Here is an 18183-nt window from a genome sequence, read left to right as displayed (position 1 = left end):
AATGATGCGAGAGTTCGCCGCGCCGCCGAGGGCGGACGAGTTTAGTGAACTGATCAGGACTAAGGTCCGGGAGGTTCGCGACGCTGGCGGCACCCGCGAGACCGTCACGGTCGACTGGAACGAGCAGCAGGCTCACGTTGAGGTCGTTGACCTCCCGATCAGCAGCCTGTATTTCAACCCTGGCACTCACCGGATTCGGGCTCAGCGCAGCCATGACCCTGTCCGTGACGAGGGCCTGGACAAAGATCCGTGGAGCGCGGAGAGCCAGGACTACCTGAGGTTCCTTCTCCAGGCTTCGCCGACCGACCCCAACCTCCGCGACACGGACTTCGACGGTCTGAAGGACAGCCTCAAGCAGTTCGGGCAGAACGATCCGGGTCTCGTCACCCACCACGGCATCCTGGTCAACGGAAACACCAGGGCTTGCGCGCTGCGGGAACTCGGCGTGCAGTCGATGCGCGTCGGAGTCCTGCCTGAGTCGTTCACCTGGGCTGACATCAACGCCGTTGAGCTGTCCTTGCAGCTCCGCAAGGATCACCGCAGGGACTACTCCTACATCAACCGCCTCATCGCGATGGAGGAGCAGGCTGCTCTGGGACGGACTCCGGAACAGATCGCCAAGGCTTTCAGGATCCAGGTGAAGACGTACCACCAGGAGCGCTGGATCCTCAGCACTGTCCGGGAACTGATCGAGCGCAGTGCGAGCGGGGGCGGCTCCAAGCTGCGCCTGGTCGACTGGGAGGGGGCCCAGGAGCGTCTGAAGGAACTGCACAGGCTCTACATGAAGCTGGAGTCGGTGGACAGGGACCAGGCGGAGGTGCTCAAGGAGTGGCGGCTGGCCGCCATCCTCCTGGGATTCTCCAAGACGGATGTGCGGCACATTGACGAGCACTTCCTCAAGGGCGGCCTTGGCCACATGCTCCCCGCCCCGGAGGCTGCCAGCGCCTCGACGCCTGAGAATGCCGGGGTGCTCATTCCGGGGCTCGGCCTGACCGTTCCCGCCTCCTCTTCCGCGGTGTCGGAGGCCCGGGCCCTGAACGACCGTGTCCTTCGGGCCAAGGCCATGGTGGGCGCGGGTGTCCATGACCTCGCGGAAGGGGAGAGGGCCGAAAAGCAGGAGGTCATCAGCGAGGCGAGGGACGCTTTCGACAAGGCGATCGATGAGGCGGGCCGGAGCGCCCGCTTGCGTAAGCGCAAGCAGCTTGCTCCTGCCCGGCTTGCGGAGGCATGCGCCAGCATCGATCAGTGTGTGGCTGACCTGGTTCAGGCGAGGTCGTCCCGCAGCCTGGACGAGGAAGCGTTCGACGATGCTGTCCTCAATCTCCGCAGCAGCCTCCGCAAGCTGGCGCAGCAGGCCGGCCGAGGTCTGCCCGACCCTGGTGACGGCGTCGCCTGGTTGCTTGAGGCCGCGACGGCGGAGCCCACGGCATGACGCTCGGCGCTGAAGGCACCTCTCTGCGACTCGGATTCGATGAGACCCGTACCCGTGTCGTACTGCGTACCACCGATGAGTACCGGCAGGATCTCGTCCAGCTGGCCGCCCGTTTCCGTACGGGCGGCCAGCTGAGCCCCCTTAGTGCGTCGATCGCGCTGGACGAACTCCTCGGGGACCTAGGTGCGCTCGGCTCCTGGCCGCATCCGCAAGGCGTTGAGTGGGAAGCGGAGTTGCGCACGCTGGTGGCCGGCGTCGTGCAGGATGCGAACACGGTCAAGGAACGCCTCGACGAGGCGCAGGGGCCCACGGAAACGACGGCCGGCGAGGTGCGCGCCCTCCTCGGAGAGACTTGGCAGGGCGAGCTCAGTGAGTTCCAGCTCCGCGATATCGCCAAGCTTCTTTCTCTCCAGCACGGAGCTAATTTCAGCGTCCCCGGCGCAGGCAAGACCCGTGTTGCTCTCGCCGTGTACGCAGCCCAGAAGGCAGAGGGGCGAGTGGGACGGTTGCTGGTCGTCTGCCCCAAATCGGCTTACGACTCCTGGCGTTATGAGACAGCCGTATGCTTCAAGTACGCCTTGCGGACCCATGTGCTCGATGGCTCAATGGACCAGTGGACCGAGGTGCTGATCGTCAATTACGAGCGCCTCGACCGCCAGCTCGCCTTGTTGGCTGGATGGCTCAAAGCGGGACCAGCCATGATTATTTTGGATGAGGCGCATCGGATGAAGCTGGGCGCGCGAGGCACGTACGGAGCCGCCTGCATGGCGTTGGGGCCGCTAGCCGCGCGGCGTCTCATCCTCACGGGAACGCCCGCGCCCAACGGGGCCAAGGATCTGGAGAACCTGCTGGGCTTCGTCTGGCCGGGGCATGGTCAGCGCACAGTGGTTCAGGCGGTGGCAGGCGGTGACCTGGCCTATGCGAGTTCGGTCTTGCGGCCATTGTTCACCCGGACAACCAAGCACGAGCTTGGCCTGCCTCCCGTGCAGCTGAGCTTGCGCTACGTGGACATGCCCCCTCTTCATGACGAGATCTATGAATCGCTGGCCCAAGGCGCCAAAGCGGAGCGAGCCCGAGATGATCTCAGCGCTCTCGGCAGGACGGCGCTTCGCCTGCTGATGGCCGCGGTCAGCCCCGCACTCCTTCTGGAAGGGGGGAGCAGGTACGAGCCACTGGCCTACCAGCTTCCGCCACTGGAGATTCCGGAGAACAGCTCCCTGTATGCGCTCATGCAGGCCCTGCCTGACCACGAACTGTCGCCCAAGTACAAGGAGGCTGTCGCGATCATCGCGGAGAACGCGGCGCGCGGCCGGAAGACGCTGCTCTGGACGACCTTTGTCCGGAGCCTGACGACCCTGGAACGCATGCTGGAGAAGTACAACCCTGCTGTGGTCTACGGCGGCACCCCAGACCGTGATGAACAGCTCAGGCGCTTCCGTGAAGACCCAAGCTGCATGGTGCTGATCTCCAATCCGGCCACGCTGGGTGAGGGCATCAGCCTGCACCACGTCTGCCATGACGCGATTTACGTCGACCGTGACTTTATGGCCGGCCGCTTCCTGCAGAGCCTCGACCGCATCCACCGGCTCGGGCTGGCGCCGGATACCGAGACCAGGGTCACCGTCCTGGCGGCCCGCAAGACGGTCGATGAGGTGGTGGCCATCAGGCTGGAGAAGAAGCTGGACTTCATGGGGCGAATCCTTGATGACCCGACGGTTCAGCAGCTAGCCGATCTTGAGGAGGAACCGTCGGTGGGAGCCGGGCTTGCGCCCAGTGACGTGGAAGCCCTGCTGAGCCACGTGGGCAGCCGCTGACGTACGACGGACTTTCCTGTCGGCGGGATGGGAATGCCGACTACCCTCTGAAAATGTGACCAACGAAACCGAGTGGGTGGCTCCAGAGGGGTCGTGGGCTTCGTCCGCGGCGCGACGTCGGAACATGCAGGCGATTCGGAGCCGTGACACGAAGCCCGAACAGTTGATCCGTCGGCTGGTGCACGCCAAGGGGCTTCGCTACCGCGTCGCGGCCCGCCCGCTACCAGGCCTTCGCCGGACGGCTGACTTGGTCTTCCGGCCGGTGAAGGTCGCGGTATTCATCGACGGATGCTATTGGCATGGCTGTCCCGAGCACTATGTTCCGCCGAAGACAAACTCGGGTTACTGGTCGGAGAAAGTGCTCCGGAATGTCACGAGGGACCGTGACACGGACCAACGGCTGGCTGAGGCAGGATGGCTCGTGCTCCGTTTCTGGGAGCATGAGCCATCAGACGCGTGTGCCAGCCAGATCGCCGACGCGGTTCTGAGCCGCCGGGCTGGCTGACACCGACAATTCCATCTGTTCTGCCCCGGAGCTGACAGTCTCAGAGTCAAGGCTGTCGCTCAGTTCCATGGCGTAATTGGCCAGCAGTTCGGACCGGTGGTCTGGGCGCAAAACTGCCGCGATGGCACGTCCCACTGCTTCGGCTACCGGCGGCGGAAAGGCGTTGCCGACCTGGCGATAGCGGGCAGTTTTCCCGCCGCGGAAATTCCATTTCCGCGGGAACCCCTGAATGATTGCCGCCTGCTCAACCGTCAACATGGGGCCCGCAGGCCTGAACAGATCGCGCTCGGGAATGCATTCATCGCGGTCATTCGCAACTCCCATGGCGTCCACGTTCATGGTCGCCCAGGCCCGCTTAGCGCGGGTGGGGCCGAGGTCGGCTCCGCCGTGCTTCTTGGAGCCGCCTACCAAAGTCGGGGCAACCCCTCGGCCTGCGGCGGCTGCCTTCTCGGCCGCTTCGTACCAGTCGTCATACACGTTCTGGCCAGTGCGCTCACCTGGCCTGGCACGCCTGCCATCCTGGTTCAGCTCCCAGAAGTCGCCGCAGCGCTCACGCATAGTCTCCCGAAGACGGCTGAAAACTGTTGCCTCGTCAGCTCTAAGATGCACTGGCCATTTGAAATCGTGCGAGCTTTGCTCCATGGCGTCCTTGTGGATGGCCACGAGGATGGCTCGCGGACGTAGCTGGGGAACACCGAAATCCTTGGCGTCGAGTCGCCGCCATACTTTACGCATGACAATGTCCTGAGCCTTGGGTGACTGATGGGCGTTGATTTCCGGCACCATGTAGCCCGCGTCGCGCAGCCTGTCTAGAATCCTGATTCGATAGTCAATGAAAAACTCCGGCGGCTCAAGGATTCCGCGAACATTCTCGATCATTACGGCTTTCGGAAGCAGCTTCTCGATGATCTCTAGAGCGGCTGGAAAAAGGTCGCGCTCGTCCTCCTCTCCCAGTCGTTTTCCGGCCAATGAGAAAGGAGGGCAAGGAACGCCTCCAGCCAAAAGGTCAAGATCCCCTGGATTCAGGTTGAGGCTTTTCTCGACATCGGAACCCAGGAATTCGCGGACATCCATGGGATTGATTTGCTGAGCTTTTTCTGGAGTCCATCCAGGCCAATTTCCCACGTTGGCGCGCAGTGTGTTGACCGCATGCGGATCCCACTCGACCAGGGCGCTGTGGTCGAAGCCCGCGTTGTGCAGCCCAACGGCTTGGCCGCCTGCCCCGGCACAGATCTCGATCGAGGTCAGTGGCTGGGCGAACTCCGGGCGTTCATGGCCGCTGGAGGACATGACTCTCCTTCTGGATGGTGGTTCATGCGAGAGCTGGCGATCTTCTCACGGCAACTCGGCACCATGAGTCTCGCACCTATCAGGGCATGCGCGTGCAACTACCCGTCTAGCAGCGTGGAGATCGTTTCGCGACGCTGTGCTGTATTCCGCCGTCAGCCGTGACACTCCCCATAAGCCACCCCCGACCCGCACCAACAAGCACCCCCCCTCTGCGGAGGCCAAGCCACCGCCCTCCCCCTCGCCGCCAAAGTCGTCGCGTACTGGGGGAGGAGGTTCGGGTCGGACGGGGACGTGGATTCTGAGGCGGCGAAGGCTTCGTAGGAGGGGACCGTGCCCGTGACGATGCCGAGGTTGGGGGTGCCGGAGGCGGCGAGTTCTCGGAGGGACGCCTCTATCACCGTGAGGTGTTCCTCGTGGGAGGGGTATTCGGAGGCGAGGGCGGGGTACGCGGCCAGGAGTTCCGTGAGTTCCGTCGTCGGCCAGTGGAGGACCGCCACCGGGAAGGGGCGGGAGAGGGCCTCGCGGTAGGTGCCGAGTTCGGCGCGCAGGCGGGAGATCTCCGCCGCCAGCTCCGCCGGGTTGTCCGAGCCGAGGGACCACACCCGCTTGGGGTCGTGGAGTTCGTCCAGGGACACGGGGGAGGAGTGCAGGGCGTCCGCCGTCACGTCCCAGTCGTCGTGGGCCGCGCCCAGCATCCGGCGCACCCGGTGGCGGCCGAAGAGGAGCGGGTGCGTGGCGTACGGCGGCTCGGCCACGTCCGTCAGCAGCAGCCGCACGCCTTCCGTGAACGTCTTCTCCGCCTGCTCCAGCTCGTCGTGGGTCTCCAGCGCCTCCGCGACGATCACCCAGGGCGCCGGGTCGCGCGGGGCGGACGCGCGGATGCCGTCGATGATCGCGCGGGCCTCGGCCTCATGGCCGTACTCCCACAGGTTCGAGGCTTTCAGGGCGCGGACCAGGTGCGGGGTGTCCAGGCTCTCCGCGGACGACAGCAGACGGTCGTAGAGCGCGGTCGCGCCGGCGCGGTCGCCGGACAGTTCACGGTGGGCCGCGGCCTGCAGCAGCAGGGCCTCCGCGTCCTCCGGGTACAGGCCGGCGGTCCGCTCCAGGCGAGCCGCCTCGGCGGTGTGGTCGACGTTTTCGGCAGGCGTGTCGGGGCGCATGGACGACACCGTACTGCCCGCCGCCGACAAAGGTCCCGCCCTCCCGCACGGTGACCTCGCCCCGTCCTCCTACACCGTCACCCCGTCCACCTGGATCGTCTGCACCGACTGCGCCGCGAACGGCACGCTCACCGACTTTCCGTTCAAGGACGTGTCCGTGTACGCCCGGTACCGGTCCCCGCCCGTCGTGGTGACCGTGTTCCAGCGCGGGACCAGACCGTTCGCGCCGCCCGCCACCGTCGTGAAGCGGGACAGGTCGAAGGTGAGGGTCTGGGCGGAGGCGGCCGTGTTCGCGGCCACGATCACCAGCCGCCGCGCCGTCCGGTCGAGGGCCGCCACCGCGTAGCTCACGCCCGTGTCGAGGATCGTCATCCCGGGGCGGATGTGACGGCTGAACTGCGCCATCACGTAGTACTTCGGCTGCACCGCGCCCGCCTGGAGCGTGGCCGCGTCGTACGCGATCATCGCCCAGGCCGCCGTCGGGTCCATCACCTGCCAGTACACCCAGGCCGTGGGGTGCAGCCAGCGGAAGTCGTAGAGCAGATTGCCGGCCATGGTCAGGCCGGTGCCGTCGTTGTCGCCCGTCTCCGAGTTCCACAGCCTCTTCCCGGACGTCGTCACCACGTCCGTGTACAGCAGGTCGCGGCGGCCGCCCGAACCCTGGTAGCCGTGCACGTTGACCTGGTCCACATACCCCTTCGTCGTGGCGGAGAAGGAGTTCCACGTCGTCCGCGCGAGGTCGTAACTCGTCTCGTCCGACGCCGAGATACGTGTCGACGTCAGCCCCCGCTTGTCCAACTCGGCACGCAGGTGCGGCAGTACGGCCGACTGGACGGACGCGTCCATGTGGCAGCCCTCCTGCGTGCCGGTCGCCGTCCACCAGGACGACGAGGGCTCGTTGAAGGGGTCGACCGTCGCGAAGTCCACGCCCCAGTTGTTCCTGGCGTACAGGGCGACGGCGGCCAGATGGGAGGCGTGCTGGCGGTGGTTCCAGGACTGGAGGTTGTTGCCGCCACCGGCGGCGCCGGACGGATTGTGGTTCAGACACATCCACCACATCGGGGAGTTGGCGAACAGCTCCGTCGTCGCGCCGCGCGCCACCGCCTTCTGGAGCATCGCCCGCTGGGCCGCGTCCGCCGTCCACTTCCACGCCGACGACGTCGGGTCCTCGTTGTTCCAGTCCTGCCAGTAGCCCTCGATCTGCTTGAACGCCGGGATGTTGGGCGAGGCGACCATGGTCTCGCCGTTCACCGCGTTCCAGCCGCACGCGCCGAGGTTGTAGCGGGCGATGTTCAGACCGAGGCCGGGGAGCGCGGTGCCGTTGTACGTCACCGAGTTCGTCGTGAAGAAGATGTCGGCGAAGTCGTTACGGGTGCCGAAGACGTTGGCCCACCAGGCGAGCGAGGTGCCCCAGCCCTCCCAAGTCCCGTATGTGTTCGACGGGTTGACGGCGATCGTCGCGTCGGCGTGGGCGGTGCCCGTCGCGAGGGCGGTTCCGAAGAGCGCGCCGCCGGTGGCGGCCAGCAGTGTCCTGCGTCGGATCATGACTACTCCGCTCCGAGTCGTGGCCGATGCCGGGTCCCGTTCGGCCGACACGAAGCATCGGGTGTGGCGCGTGGGTTGTCGAGGGTTCCGACAGCCCTTTCTCAAACCTGTGGAGAAAGTCGGAGGGGGAGCGTTCGAGGGGGCGAACATCCGCACTCTGTACGGCAGTTGGTGGCGTACGGGTCTTTATGCCTCGGCCCGGGGCGCCTATCGTGCCCGCGTGCGGACTCCCCTCGTAGAGCACGGCACCCTGCGGCGGCGCGCCCGGATCCGGCGAGCGCTCCTCGGCGGCGCCGAACTCCTCGTCACCGTCGGGGTGTTGCTCCTGCTCCTCGTCGCCCACCAGCTCTGGTGGACCAACCGCGAAGCCAAGGAGGGCGCCGAGAGGAGGGTGGAGGCGCTGGAGCGGGAGTGGGGGGATCCGGGCGCGTCCGACACCGACGCCGACAGCCCCCACACCGACCCGCCCGGCGCCGACCCGCCCGACACCAGCCCTGCCGCCGAGAACCCCGAGAACCCCGGGAACTCCGACGCCCCCACCCCCGAAACCCCCTCGCCCCCCGACACCCCCTACGCCATCCTCACCATCCCCCGCCTCACCCTCCGCGTCCCGATCGCCGAAGGCACCGGCAAGCGCAACGTCCTCGACAAGGGCTACGCCGGCCACTACCTCCACACCCAACAGCCCGGCCAGGAAGGCAACTTCGCCCTCGCCGGGCACCGCAACACCCACGGCGAACCCTTCCGCCACCTCGACCGGCTCAGGAAGGGCGACCTGATCACCGTCGAGACCAGGACCGCCCGGTACACGTACACCGTCGACACGGTCCTCCCGCGGACCTCGCCCCGCGACACCGGCGTCATCGGGCCGGTGCCGCGCTCCCTGACCAGACCGTCGTACGGCTATGACGCCCCCGGCCGCTATCTCACGCTCACCACCTGCACGCCGGAGTACACCTCCCGGTACCGCCTGGTGGTGTGGGGGACGCTCACCTCCGGCGGGCCCCGCAGATGACGAAGGTGACGCTGATCAGCAGGGCCCAGGAGAGCCACTTGGACAGCGAGACCGGCTCCCAGCCGTCGAGCTGGGACGGATAGGTCCACGCCCCGAGGTACGTGGCGATGTTCTCGGCCAGCCAGAGGAAGAAGCCGATCAGCGCGAACGCGAGCGCCAGCGGCATCCGGTGCCGCAGTTCGCCGACCGTGAAGTACACCCACGTCCGTGCCGTCGCGAGCAGCAGCAGCGCGCCGAGCGGCAGCCGCAGGTCGGGCAGCCAGTGGTGGCTGAGGAAGTTCACGTAGAGGGCGACGGCCAGTACGGCGGTGGCGCGGGGGCGGTAGCCGGTCAGGGACAGGTCGAGCAGCCGCCAGGAGCGGCAGACGTAACTGCCGACGGCCGCGTACATGAACCCGCCGTACAGCGGCACGCCCGCGATCATGGCGAAGCCGGGCTCGGGGTAGCTCCACGAGCCGACGCGCACCTTCACGATCTCGAAGGCGAGCCCCAGCACATGGCAGGCGGCCACGACCGCGACCTCCCGCCGGGTCTCCCAGCCCAGCAGGTATCCGGCGGCGGTGAGCAGGACGCCGTAGACCAGCAGCAGGTCGTAGCGGGGCACCGGCAGGGGCGGGAGCAGTTTCGAGACGGCCATGCCGCCGAACAGCGCGACCGCGAACGCGCAGCACCGCGCCTGCACCCACCCGAAGCGGACGAGCTGTACGGCGAGCAGACGGAGGAACGGTCCGGCGCGGCCGGTGATCCCGAGCGGGTCCGGGTTCATGTACATGTGCGTGTAGAGCCGCCGGGAGGCGCGTTCGGTTGCGCTCCCCGTGGCCGCGTGACGGATCCCGCACCGGCCGGTGCGTGCTGGCCCGGACCGAGGCCGGTCAGGTATAACCGGCGAAGAACGTGCACAGCACCCCCAGGGACGTGCACAGCACCCCCAGGGACGAGAGACGAGGGACGGAGGACGAATGCGCGTACGCCGCCGTGTCGCCACGCCCGTCCTCCTCGTGCTCTTCCTCCTCGTCGACGTCCTGCTCATGGACTCCGGCAGCTTCTCCGCCGCCGTGGCCCTCGCCGCCACCGCCGCGGCCTCCTCCGCCCTCGCGGTCAGCTCCCTGGTCGCCGCGCGCAGCGCCCCCGCCGTACCGCCCACCCGGGTGCGTACGGCCATCAGGGACCGCGCCCGCCGTACGGCCTTCCTGACGCAACGCGATCCGGACGCCTCCGGCCGGCCCCGCCCCAGGGCACCGGGCCACGCCCTCGCGACGACCACCGCGTAGGGCGACGCTCCTCACCTCGTGACCCCGCGCGGGTCGTCACGCCGCCATGCCCGGACGACCACCGTCCCGGCATTCACCCCGGCACGACGAGACCCCCGGAGGGCTCCTCACCCATGTCCGTCTTCGCTGACCTGGTCGGCCATCTCGCCGATCTGCTGAACCCGCTGTTCGGCGCGTCCGCCGCGGCCGCCGCGATCGTCCTGTTCACCGCACTCGTACGACTCCTCGTCCACCCCCTGTCCCGGGCGTCCGCCCGCGGCCAGAAGGCCCGTACGGCGTTGCAGCCGAAGATCGCCGAGCTGCGCCGCAAGCACGCCAAGAACCCCGAGCGGCTCCAGAAGGCCGTGCTGGAACTGCACGCCGAGGAAAAGGTGTCCCCGCTGTCCGGCTGCCTGCCCAGCCTGTTCCAGCTCCCCGCGTTCTTCGTGCTCTACCACCTCTTCTCCAACTCCTCGATCGGCGGCGCGCGCAACGAACTGCTCGACCACCAGTTGCTCGCCGCGCCCCTCGGCGGCCGCTGGAGCGACGCGCTCGCCGGGGACGGCCTTGTCGGCGGGGCCGGGCTCGTCTACCTCGGGCTGTTCGCCCTGGTCGCCGTCGTCGCCGGCTTCAACTACGTGCGCGCCAAGCGGATGCCGCTGCCCGCGACCGGCGGCCAGGACGTGCCCGGGGTCGGCGCGCTCACCAAGGTCATGCCGTTCATGTCCTTCTTCACCCTGGTCACCGTGGCGGTCGTCCCGCTGGCCGCCGCGCTGTACGTGGTCACCAGCTCGACCTGGAGCGCCGTCGAACGGGCCGTCCTCTACAAGTGACACGCCTCTACAAGTGACCCGCCTCCACGCACCCCACGAGGTCCAGTACATGAACGGGGTCTTGCGGAGTGTCCGCCCGACTTGGAGGATCGGACAGTCCTCCGGCGGCCGCACCCCTCGGCGGGCACCCCGCGAACCAGGGAGACGGTGACCATGAAACTGCTGCGTGTCGGTACGGCGGGAGCGGAGCGGCCCGCGCTGCTCGACGCCGACGGAACCCTGCGGGACCTGTCCGGGCTCGTGGACGACATCGACGGCGCGCTGCTCGCGGACGGCGGGGCGCTCGGCCGGGTCCGCGCCGCCGGGGAGTCCGGCGAGCTGCCCGTGCTCGACCCGGCCGGGCTGCGGATCGGACCGCCGCTGGGCCGGATCGGCAAGGTCGTGTGCATCGGGCTGAACTACCACGACCACGCCCGCGAGATCGGGGCCGAGCCGCCCGCCGAGCCCGTCGTCTTCCTCAAGGCGCCGGACACAGTCGTCGGGCCGCACGACACCGTGCTGATCCCGCGCGGCTCGGTCAAGACCGACTGGGAGGTGGAGCTGGCGGTCGTCATCGGCCGTACGGCCCGCTACCTGGGGTCGGCCGAGGAGGCGCTCGGCCATGTCGCCGGGTACGCCGTCGCGCACGACGTGTCCGAGCGGGAGTTCCAGATCGAGCGGGGCGGGACCTGGGACAAGGGCAAGAACTGCGAGACGTTCAACCCGCTGGGGCCGTGGCTCGTCACGGCGGACGAGGTCGCCGACCCGCAGGACCTGTCCCTGCGGCTCTGGGTCAACGGTGAACCGAAGCAGGACGGGACGACGGCGGACCAGATCTTCCCGGTCGGCGAGGTCGTCCGGTATCTCAGCCACTTCATGACGCTGTACCCGGGGGACATCGTGAACACGGGGACCCCGGCCGGGGTCGCCCTGGGCGCGCCCGAGCCGAAGCCGTTCCTGCGGGCCGGTGACGTGGTGGAGCTGGAGATCACGGGGCTCGGGCGGCAGCGGCAGGAACTCAAGGACGCCTGAGCGCCCCTGAGTTCCCCCGAGAAATCCCCACTACGGGCCCCTACAGGCTTTTACCGGCCCCTACAGGAACTTCTCCAGGTACTGCTCCAGCGCCGCCACCACGAACCGGTGGTCCTCGAGCTGCGGCAGCCCGGACACCGTCACCGCGCCCACGACCCCCACGCCCTCCACGGTGATCGGGAACGAACCCCCGTGCGCCGCGTACGTGTCGGGGTCGAGGCGGGAGGACTCCTCGAAGGTCGTGCCCTTGGCGCGGGCGCGGGACCCCACCAGGTAGGAGGAGGCGCCGAACCGCTCCACCACCCGGCGCTTACGGGCGATCCACGCGTCGTTGTCGGGGGCGGAACCCGGCAGCGCCGCGTGGAAGAGCTGCTGTCCGCAGCGGTGGATGTCGATCGCGACCGGCGCCTGCCGCTCCCGGGCCAGCTCGACGAGGAGCGAGCCGAGCGCCCACGCGTCGTCGTGGTCGAACCGGCGGAAGACCAGCCGGCGTTCCTGGGCCTGGAGCTCCTCCAGCGTCGGGGTGATCTCCGGGGTGAACTTCGGGGTCAGCTCATGGGCGCCCATCACAGCGTCACCACCACTCCGTCTCGTGCCGAACGGCGGGCCGCCTCCAGCACGTCGAGGGCGGCGGCCGCCTCGACGGCCGGGACCGGGTTCGGGCCGCCGTCGATCAGTGCCTTGGCCACCGCAGCGTAGTAGGCCGGATAGTCGCCGGGGAGAGTCCGTACGGGCGTTCCGCCGCCGGTCAGCGGGGACTCGCCGGCGCCGAGCCGGCCCCACAGCTCCTCCGGTTCGGTGCCCCAGCCGGGCCCCGGGCGACCGCCCTCGCGCAGGGCCGCCTCCTGCGGGTCGAGGCCGTACTTCACGAACCCGGCCTTCGAGCCGAGCACCCGGAAGCGCGGGCCGAGCTGGGCCGTCGTGGCGGAGGCGTAGAGGTGGGAGCGGACCCCGCTCGTGTGCGTGACGGCGATGAAGGTGTCGTCGTCGGTCTGCGCGCCGGGCCGGCGGACGTCCGCCTCGGCGTACACCGACGCGGCGGGGCCGAACAGCACCAGCGCCTGGTCCACGAGGTGGCTGCCGAGGTCGTACAGCAGACCCCCGATCTCCGCCGGGTCGCCGGACTCCCGCCAGCCGCCCTTCGGCTGCGGCCGCCACCGCTCGAAGCGGGACTCGAAGCGCCGTACGTCGCCCAGCTCGCCGTCGGCCACGAGCCGGCGCAGGGTCAGGAAGTCGTTGTCCCACCGGCGGTTCTGGAAGACGGAGAGGAGCAGGCCGCGCTCCTCGGCGAGGGCCGCCAGCTCGCGTGCCTCGGCGGCGGTGCCGGCGAGCGGCTTGTCGACCACGACCGGCAGGCCCGCCTTCAAGGCGGCGGTGGCCAGCGGCACGTGCGTCTTGTTCGGGGAGGCGATGACGATCAGGTCCAGCTCGTCGGCGCGGGCGAGGAGGCCGTCGGCGTCGGCGGTGACGCGTACGTCCGGGAACTCGGCGCGGGCCTGCTCCTGCCGCTCGGGGTGGGAGGTGACCACCGTGTCGAGGGCGAGGCCCTCGGTGGCGGCGATCAGCGGGGCGTGGAACACGGAGCCGGCGAGGCCGTAGCCGACCAGGCCCACGCGGAGGGGAGTACCAGTCATGCCCTCCACTTTCGCAACGCTGTTGCCAAAGTGCAAGCAGAGGAGAGAATGAGGGCGTGAACAGGACCAACGGCGCTCCCCGCCCGACCGGTGCGAATCTGCTGGCGCTGCGCAGCCACAACACCGCGCTGGTGCTGGACCTGCTGCGCTCGGCCGGGCCGGACGGCATCAGCCGCCTCGAACTCGCCGAGCGCACCCGGCTCACCCCGCAGGCCGTCAGCAAGATCACCGCACGGCTGCGGGAGGAGGGGCTCGCGGCCGAGGCGGGCCATCGCGCGTCCACCGGCGGCAAGCCGCGCACGGTCCTGCGGCTGGTCCCGGAGGCCGGGCACGCGGTCGGCGTCCACCTGGACCGCGACGAACTGCGGGCGGTGCTGGCCGACCTGGACGGGACCGTGGTGGGGGAGCGGCGCGCGCCGCTGGACCTGGGCGCCGGCGCGGAGGCGGTGCTCGGGGCCGTGGTCCGGGAGGCCGAGGCGCTGGGCCGGGCCGCGGGCGCCTCCCTCCTCGGGGTCGGCGTGGCGCTGCCCGGCCCCCTCGACCACACCCACGGCGTGCTGCACCGGGTCACCGGATTCCCCGAGTGGGACGGCTTCCCGCTGCGGGACGCCCTCGCCGGGCGGCTCGGGGTGCCGGTCGTCGTCGACAAGGACACCAACGCCGCCGCCCTCGGACTCGCCGTCGCGGGCGAGCGCGGCTCCTTCGCCTACCTCCACCTCGGTACGGGCCTCGGTGCCGGACTCGTCCTCGGCGGGACCGTGCACCGGGGGGCCAGGACCGGCGCCGGGGAGTTCGGGCACCAGGTCATCCAGCTCGACGGGCCGCCCTGCCCGTGCGGGAACCGGGGCTGCGTCGAGGCGCTGTGTCTGGCGGCGATGGAGCGCGGGGACGTCGACGAGGCGGCCCGGGTGCTCGGCGAGAGCGCGGCGAACCTGGCCGGGCTGCTCGACATCGACCTCGTCCTGCTCGGCGGCCGCACGATCGCGGCCGGCCCCGAGCCCTTCGTCCGGGGAGTCGCCGCCGTCCTCGCCGAACGCGCCCGCCGCGAGGGCGCCCGGGAGGGCCCGGTCCCGGTACGCCTCGCCGCCGGCGGGACCCGGGGAGTGGCGGAGGGGGCGGCCCATCTGCTGCTGGGGCCGGTGTTCGGGCGGGGGGACGGGTGAGGCGCGATCACCGCGCTTCGTGAGCCGATCGGGCGGAATCATATGGTCATACGGAATGGCGTCGCCGTTCCCCGCCCCGGCTGCCGCAGGCTCATGTGCCCATGCGACCGTGCACGCACGCCACCCTCTGCCTGGCCACCGCCGCCGCCCTGCTCGCCGTGCCCGCGCGGGCCGGCGCGGCCGACGAGCCCGGCCCCCGTTGCGCGGGCGCGGACACCGGTGCCTTCCCCCTCACCACGCGCCTGCGCGGCGGCCCGCGCGCCTACCGGCCCGGCGCCGGCCACGGCACCTGGTACCTCGACCTGACCAACACCACCGACGGCACCTGCACCGGCGTCCACCCGGTCGTCGTCCTGGTCGACGCCCACCGGGCGCTCGAGCCGACCCAGCCCCGCCTGGAGTTCTACGCCGACGGCCGCCCCCACCCCGTCCGCTTCGAGACCACCGACGAGGACGAACTGGTCGGGGCGTTCACCGAGGGCCCCGAGGGGACCGCCGAGGAGTTCCCCGGCTTCACCGTCGGCCCCGGCCGCACCCTCAGCGTCCGGCTGCGCCTGGCGCTCGCCGCCGGCACCGCGCCCAACGACGTCACCGTCAACGCGGCCGTCGTCCAGCGGCAGGGCGACGACGGCGAATGGGTCGGCCAGTCGAACGACTACCGCTTCTCGGTCAGCCCCGAAGCCGACCCGGACCCCGACCCCGACCCCGAAACCAACCCTGACGCCGAAACCGAAACCGAAGCTCAGCCCACCCCCACTTCCCCCACGGCCACCGCCCCACCACCCCCCGGCCGCACCCCCGTGCCCCCCGTCGAACCCGGCAAGCCGTCCGCCGAGACCGTCCGGCCGGGCACGTCCGGCGACCCCACCCGTACGGCGACCGCCTCCCCGTCCGGCGAGCAGGCGGACGACGAGGAACTGGCCAGCACCGGCCCCCTCCCCACCGTCGCGCTCACCGCGGCCGCGGCCCTGCTCCTCGCCCTGGGCGCCTTCCTCGTACGGTCCCGCCGCCGCCCCTGAGTCCCAGCAGGTGGACGCTTCCGAACCGGCCGTTCCCTCAAGATCGGGCCTGTGACTACGCTGGAGCGACGCGCCACCGCGTACACGCGTACGGCAGGAGATCTCGCACATGGCAGACCGCAGGCCCATCGAGTCGTGGCTCACCGACATGGACGGCGTGCTCATCCACGAGGGCGTCCCGATCCCCGGCGCCGACACCTTCCTGAAGAAGCTGCGGGACTCGGGCAAGCCGTTCCTGGTGCTCACCAACAACTCGATCTACACCCCGCGCGATCTGCACGCCCGCCTCCAGCGCATGGGCCTGGACGTGCCGATCGCCAACATCTGGACCTCCGCGCTGGCCACGGCCCAGTTCCTGGACGACCAGCGGCCCGGCGGCACGGCGTACGTCATCGGCGAGGCCGGTCTGACCACCGCGCTGCACGACATCGGCTACATCCTCACCGACCACGAGCCGGACTACGTCGTCCTCGGCGAGACCCGCACGTACTCCTTCGAGGCCATGACCAAGGCGGTCCGGCTGATCAACGGCGGGGCCCGTTTCATCTGCACCAACCCCGACGAGACCGGCCCCTCCACCGAGGGCCCCCTCCCGGCCACCGGGGCGGTCGCCGCGCTGATCACCAAGGCGACCGGCAAGCAGCCGTACTTCGCGGGCAAGCCCAACCCGCTGATGATGCGCACCGGGCTGAACGCCATCGGCGCCCACTCCGAGACCAGCGCGATGATCGGCGACCGCATGGACACCGACGTCCTCGCGGGCATGGAGGCCGGGATGCAGACGTTCCTGGTGCTCACCGGTCTCACCCGCCCCGAGCAGGTGGAGAACTTCCCGTACCGGCCGTCGAAGGTCGTCGACTCCATCGCGGACCTCGTGGACCGCATCTGACCTGGCCGGATCGAAACCCGGCGGCAGACGGACGCTACCCGTTCGGAGTAGTGAAACCCCGCGTGAGGATGCGCCACGGGTCCTTCCGGGGGAGCCTCCAGATAGCTGGAGGTTCACGATGAGTTCACTGAAAGTCACTTTGTGTGCGGGTGCCGCGGCCCTGACCGCGGTGATCGTCCCGGCGTCGTACGCGACGGCGGCGGACGGCGGCGGAAGCGTCACGCTGACGCCCTCGAACCCGGTCGCGGGCGGCGAGGTCGCCCTGCGGGTCAGCGGCTGCGTGGGCAGTACGGCCGTCGCCGTGTCCGAGGCGTTCGTCTCGGACGCCCGGCTGGTCGGCGCCGGCGGCATGCTCGCCGGTGAGACCAAGGTCCGCTCCTCGATCGGCGCCGGCACCTACGACGTGAAGATCACCTGCGTCGACTTCCAGGTGAAGGGCCGGATCAAGGTCGTCGCCGGGGCACTGCCCGCCGATCCGTCGGCGCCACGCGTGCCGACGTCCCCCGCCACCGCAACCGCCACTGTCACCGCACCCGCCACCGCACCCGTCACCCCGATCGCGCCCGTGCGCGCGGGCGGCGGCGGCAGCGCCCCGCTCGCCGCCGCGGAGGCGGGGCGGACCACGGACGGCCCCGGGACCGCGCAGGCGGTCACCGGTCTGGTGCTGGCCGGGGTCGCCGCGGCCGTCGTCGCGTTCCGGGGTGTCCGCCGGAGCCGCAGGGCGGGCTGACCCGTGCCCGACGAGCGCGAACGCTCCTCCGGACGTCTCCTCACCTGCGCGGCCTGGGCCCTGCTGCTGCTCGGCCTGTGGCTGTGGGGGCGTGAGGTGACCGAGGGGCCGGGCGGGTCCGCGGCGACCACGGGTGACGTGGCCGCGGTGGGCCGCCCGGACGGTGCCGAGCTGCCGCCCGCCGCCGCCCCGCTGGCGCAGGCGCTGCCGCAGCGCATCGACATACCCGAGCTGGGGGTGCAGGCGCCGGTGGTGGCCCGTGGTCTGGACACCCGGGGCGGGATCGACCCGCCGCCGTTCGACCAGGCGGGTGTCGTCGGCTGGTTCGCGGCCGGCGCCAAGCCCGGCGCGCCGGGCACCGCCCTGATGGTCGGGCACGTCGACACCGAGACCAGACCCGCCGTGTTCTACAAGCTCAGCACCCTGCGGGCCGGCAAGACCATCCGGGTGGCCCGCGACGACGGCAAGATCGCCGAGTTCACGGTGGACGGCGTCGAGGTCGTCCCGCGCGACCGCTTCGACGCCCGGCAGGCGTACGGGCCGCGCCGCCCGGGCCGTGCCGAGCTGCGGCTGATCACCTGCGGCGGCACCTTCGACCGGGCCACCCGCAGCTATACGGCGAACGTGGTCGTGTCGGCGTATCTGACGGGCACCGGCGGATGACCGCCGAGGCCGTCCGGTCACCGCAAAAGGCCCCCCGCTTCCGCGAGGGGCCTTTCACCGTCTGTGCGCCGCCAGGGACTCGAACCCCGGACCCGCTGATTAAGAGTCAGCTGCTCTAACCAACTGAGCTAGCGGCGCGTGCTGACAGGCAGAACTCTACATGACCTCCGGAGCGCCCCCGACCACCGAGCCGGCCGGGTATCCGTGGGCCGGGCCGCGCCGACGGCGGC

The 18183-nt window shown here is 70.1% G+C and carries 18 protein-coding genes and 1 tRNA gene; 12 read left to right on the top strand and 7 right to left on the bottom strand.

Annotation, left to right across the window (positions count from 1 at the left end):
- Position 1 precedes the first annotated feature (1 nt).
- The 3 genes from AFM16_RS15035 to AFM16_RS15025 all read left to right on the top strand — a co-directional run bounded on the left by AFM16_RS15035 (position 2) and on the right by AFM16_RS15025 (position 3751).
- Positions 2–1432 carry a ParB N-terminal domain-containing protein gene (locus AFM16_RS15035; protein WP_030780140.1) on the top strand — a complete coding sequence of 477 codons (1431 nt, stop codon included), beginning with the start codon at positions 2–4 and terminating at the stop codon, positions 1430–1432.
- Positions 1429–3246 carry a DEAD/DEAH box helicase gene (locus AFM16_RS15030; RefSeq protein ID WP_030780137.1) on the top strand — a complete coding sequence of 606 codons (1818 nt, stop codon included), beginning with the start codon at positions 1429–1431 and terminating at the stop codon, positions 3244–3246. The genes AFM16_RS15035 and AFM16_RS15030 overlap by 4 nt, the downstream gene beginning before the upstream one ends.
- Positions 3247–3322: 76 nt before the next feature.
- Positions 3323–3751: a very short patch repair endonuclease gene (locus AFM16_RS15025; protein ID WP_256861388.1), complete on the top strand. Its 429-nt coding sequence runs from the start codon at positions 3323–3325 to the stop codon at positions 3749–3751.
- Here the strand turns inward: AFM16_RS15025 and AFM16_RS15020 are convergent.
- The 3 genes from AFM16_RS15020 to AFM16_RS15010 all read right to left on the bottom strand — a co-directional run bounded on the left by AFM16_RS15020 (position 3695) and on the right by AFM16_RS15010 (position 7746).
- Positions 3695–5041, bottom strand: coding sequence for a DNA cytosine methyltransferase (locus tag AFM16_RS15020; protein WP_037874448.1), 1347 nt, complete (start codon positions 5039–5041; stop codon positions 3695–3697). The two genes, AFM16_RS15025 and AFM16_RS15020, sit on opposite strands and share 57 nt — an antisense overlap.
- 152 nt (positions 5042–5193) lie before the next feature.
- A complete protein-coding gene (locus AFM16_RS15015; protein WP_078633619.1) occupies positions 5194–6201 on the bottom strand; it encodes an SEC-C domain-containing protein in 1008 nt (335 codons plus the stop codon).
- 69 nt (positions 6202–6270) lie between these two features.
- Positions 6271–7746, bottom strand: a complete 1476-nt coding sequence (locus AFM16_RS15010; RefSeq protein ID WP_030780130.1) for a glycoside hydrolase — start codon at positions 7744–7746, stop codon at positions 6271–6273.
- 220 nt (positions 7747–7966) lie between these two features.
- Here AFM16_RS15010 and AFM16_RS15005 point away from each other — a divergent pair, with 220 nt between their 5' ends.
- Complete coding sequence (locus AFM16_RS15005; protein WP_245177699.1) at positions 7967–8761, top strand: class E sortase; 795 nt, start codon at positions 7967–7969, stop codon at positions 8759–8761.
- Here AFM16_RS15005 and AFM16_RS15000 read toward each other — a convergent pair.
- Positions 8736–9527, bottom strand: coding sequence for a DUF817 domain-containing protein (locus tag AFM16_RS15000; protein WP_030780123.1), 792 nt, complete (start codon positions 9525–9527; stop codon positions 8736–8738). The two genes, AFM16_RS15005 and AFM16_RS15000, sit on opposite strands and share 26 nt — an antisense overlap.
- Before the next feature lie 193 nt (positions 9528–9720).
- Between AFM16_RS15000 and AFM16_RS14995 the strand changes: the two genes are divergently transcribed.
- The 3 genes from AFM16_RS14995 (at position 9721) to AFM16_RS14985 (ending at position 11855) form a co-directional block, all read left to right on the top strand.
- Complete coding sequence (locus AFM16_RS14995) at positions 9721–10032, top strand: DUF6412 domain-containing protein (protein ID WP_078633617.1); 312 nt, start codon at positions 9721–9723, stop codon at positions 10030–10032.
- Between the two features lie 113 nt (positions 10033–10145).
- Entirely contained in the window at positions 10146–10844 is a 699-nt protein-coding gene (locus AFM16_RS14990) for a YidC/Oxa1 family membrane protein insertase (protein ID WP_030780119.1), read from the top strand.
- Between the two features lie 153 nt (positions 10845–10997).
- On the top strand, positions 10998–11855 hold the full coding sequence (locus AFM16_RS14985) for a fumarylacetoacetate hydrolase family protein (RefSeq protein WP_078633616.1): 858 nt from the start codon (positions 10998–11000) through the stop codon (positions 11853–11855).
- A gap of 60 nt (positions 11856–11915) precedes the next feature.
- Here the strand turns inward: AFM16_RS14985 and AFM16_RS14980 are convergent, their stop codons facing one another.
- Both AFM16_RS14980 and AFM16_RS14975 read right to left on the bottom strand, forming a co-directional pair.
- The gene (locus tag AFM16_RS14980) at positions 11916–12422 is read right to left on the bottom strand and encodes a heme-degrading domain-containing protein (RefSeq protein ID WP_030780114.1); all 507 of its coding nucleotides are present in this window, start codon (positions 12420–12422) and stop codon (positions 11916–11918) included.
- Positions 12422–13489 carry a Gfo/Idh/MocA family protein gene (locus AFM16_RS14975; RefSeq protein ID WP_078633615.1) on the bottom strand — a complete coding sequence of 356 codons (1068 nt, stop codon included), beginning with the start codon at positions 13487–13489 and terminating at the stop codon, positions 12422–12424. The genes AFM16_RS14980 and AFM16_RS14975 overlap by 1 nt, the downstream gene beginning before the upstream one ends.
- Before the next feature lie 56 nt (positions 13490–13545).
- Between AFM16_RS14975 and AFM16_RS14970 the strand changes: the two genes are divergently transcribed.
- The 5 genes from AFM16_RS14970 (at position 13546) to AFM16_RS14950 (ending at position 17953) form a co-directional block, all read left to right on the top strand.
- Positions 13546–14652, top strand: coding sequence for an ROK family transcriptional regulator (locus AFM16_RS14970; RefSeq protein WP_078633614.1), 1107 nt, complete (start codon positions 13546–13548; stop codon positions 14650–14652).
- Between the two features lie 101 nt (positions 14653–14753).
- On the top strand, positions 14754–15671 hold the full coding sequence (locus AFM16_RS14965) for an LPXTG cell wall anchor domain-containing protein (RefSeq protein WP_107419087.1): 918 nt from the start codon (positions 14754–14756) through the stop codon (positions 15669–15671).
- Positions 15672–15780: 109 nt separating this feature from the next.
- Complete coding sequence (locus AFM16_RS14960) at positions 15781–16560, top strand: HAD-IIA family hydrolase (protein WP_030780102.1); 780 nt, start codon at positions 15781–15783, stop codon at positions 16558–16560.
- A gap of 118 nt (positions 16561–16678) precedes the next feature.
- Positions 16679–17290 carry a hypothetical protein gene (locus AFM16_RS14955; protein ID WP_078633612.1) on the top strand — a complete coding sequence of 204 codons (612 nt, stop codon included), beginning with the start codon at positions 16679–16681 and terminating at the stop codon, positions 17288–17290.
- 3 nt (positions 17291–17293) lie between these two features.
- Complete coding sequence (locus AFM16_RS14950) at positions 17294–17953, top strand: class F sortase (protein ID WP_030780094.1); 660 nt, start codon at positions 17294–17296, stop codon at positions 17951–17953.
- Between the two features lie 64 nt (positions 17954–18017).
- Here the strand turns inward: AFM16_RS14950 and AFM16_RS14945 are convergent.
- Positions 18018–18091: transfer RNA gene (locus AFM16_RS14945), tRNA-Lys, on the bottom strand.
- Between the last annotated feature and the right edge of the window lie 92 nt (positions 18092–18183).

Origin of the sequence: Streptomyces antibioticus (genome assembly GCF_002019855.1) — a bacterium.
Taxonomy (GTDB): Bacteria; Actinomycetota; Actinomycetes; order Streptomycetales; family Streptomycetaceae; genus Streptomyces; species Streptomyces antibioticus_B.
The sequence above is the reverse complement of the archived record's forward strand: the minus strand, read 5'-3'. Positions and strand labels throughout refer to the sequence as shown.

Bases quoted from the DNA above. Each gene is read 5' to 3' on its own strand.
- AFM16_RS15020 (WP_037874448.1), bottom strand. From the start codon at position 5,041: ATGTCCTCCAGCGGCCATGAACGCCCGGAGTTCGCCCAGCCACTGACC.
- AFM16_RS15035 (WP_030780140.1), top strand. From the start codon at position 2: ATGATGCGAGAGTTCGCCGCGCCGCCGAGGGCGGACGAGTTTAGTGAA.
- AFM16_RS14960 (WP_030780102.1), top strand. From the start codon at position 15,781: ATGGCAGACCGCAGGCCCATCGAGTCGTGGCTCACCGACATGGACGGC.
- AFM16_RS14980 (WP_030780114.1), bottom strand. From the start codon at position 12,422: ATGGGCGCCCATGAGCTGACCCCGAAGTTCACCCCGGAGATCACCCCG.
- AFM16_RS15000 (WP_030780123.1), bottom strand. From the start codon at position 9,527: ATGAACCCGGACCCGCTCGGGATCACCGGCCGCGCCGGACCGTTCCTC.
- AFM16_RS14985 (WP_078633616.1), top strand. From the start codon at position 10,998: ATGAAACTGCTGCGTGTCGGTACGGCGGGAGCGGAGCGGCCCGCGCTG.
- AFM16_RS15010 (WP_030780130.1), bottom strand. From the start codon at position 7,746: ATGATCCGACGCAGGACACTGCTGGCCGCCACCGGCGGCGCGCTCTTC.
- AFM16_RS14975 (WP_078633615.1), bottom strand. From the start codon at position 13,489: ATGACTGGTACTCCCCTCCGCGTGGGCCTGGTCGGCTACGGCCTCGCC.
- AFM16_RS14955 (WP_078633612.1), top strand. From the start codon at position 16,679: ATGAGTTCACTGAAAGTCACTTTGTGTGCGGGTGCCGCGGCCCTGACC.
- AFM16_RS14990 (WP_030780119.1), top strand. From the start codon at position 10,146: ATGTCCGTCTTCGCTGACCTGGTCGGCCATCTCGCCGATCTGCTGAAC.
- AFM16_RS15015 (WP_078633619.1), bottom strand. From the start codon at position 6,201: ATGCGCCCCGACACGCCTGCCGAAAACGTCGACCACACCGCCGAGGCG.
- AFM16_RS14995 (WP_078633617.1), top strand. From the start codon at position 9,721: ATGCGCGTACGCCGCCGTGTCGCCACGCCCGTCCTCCTCGTGCTCTTC.
- AFM16_RS14965 (WP_107419087.1), top strand. From the start codon at position 14,754: ATGCGACCGTGCACGCACGCCACCCTCTGCCTGGCCACCGCCGCCGCC.
- AFM16_RS15030 (WP_030780137.1), top strand. From the start codon at position 1,429: ATGACGCTCGGCGCTGAAGGCACCTCTCTGCGACTCGGATTCGATGAG.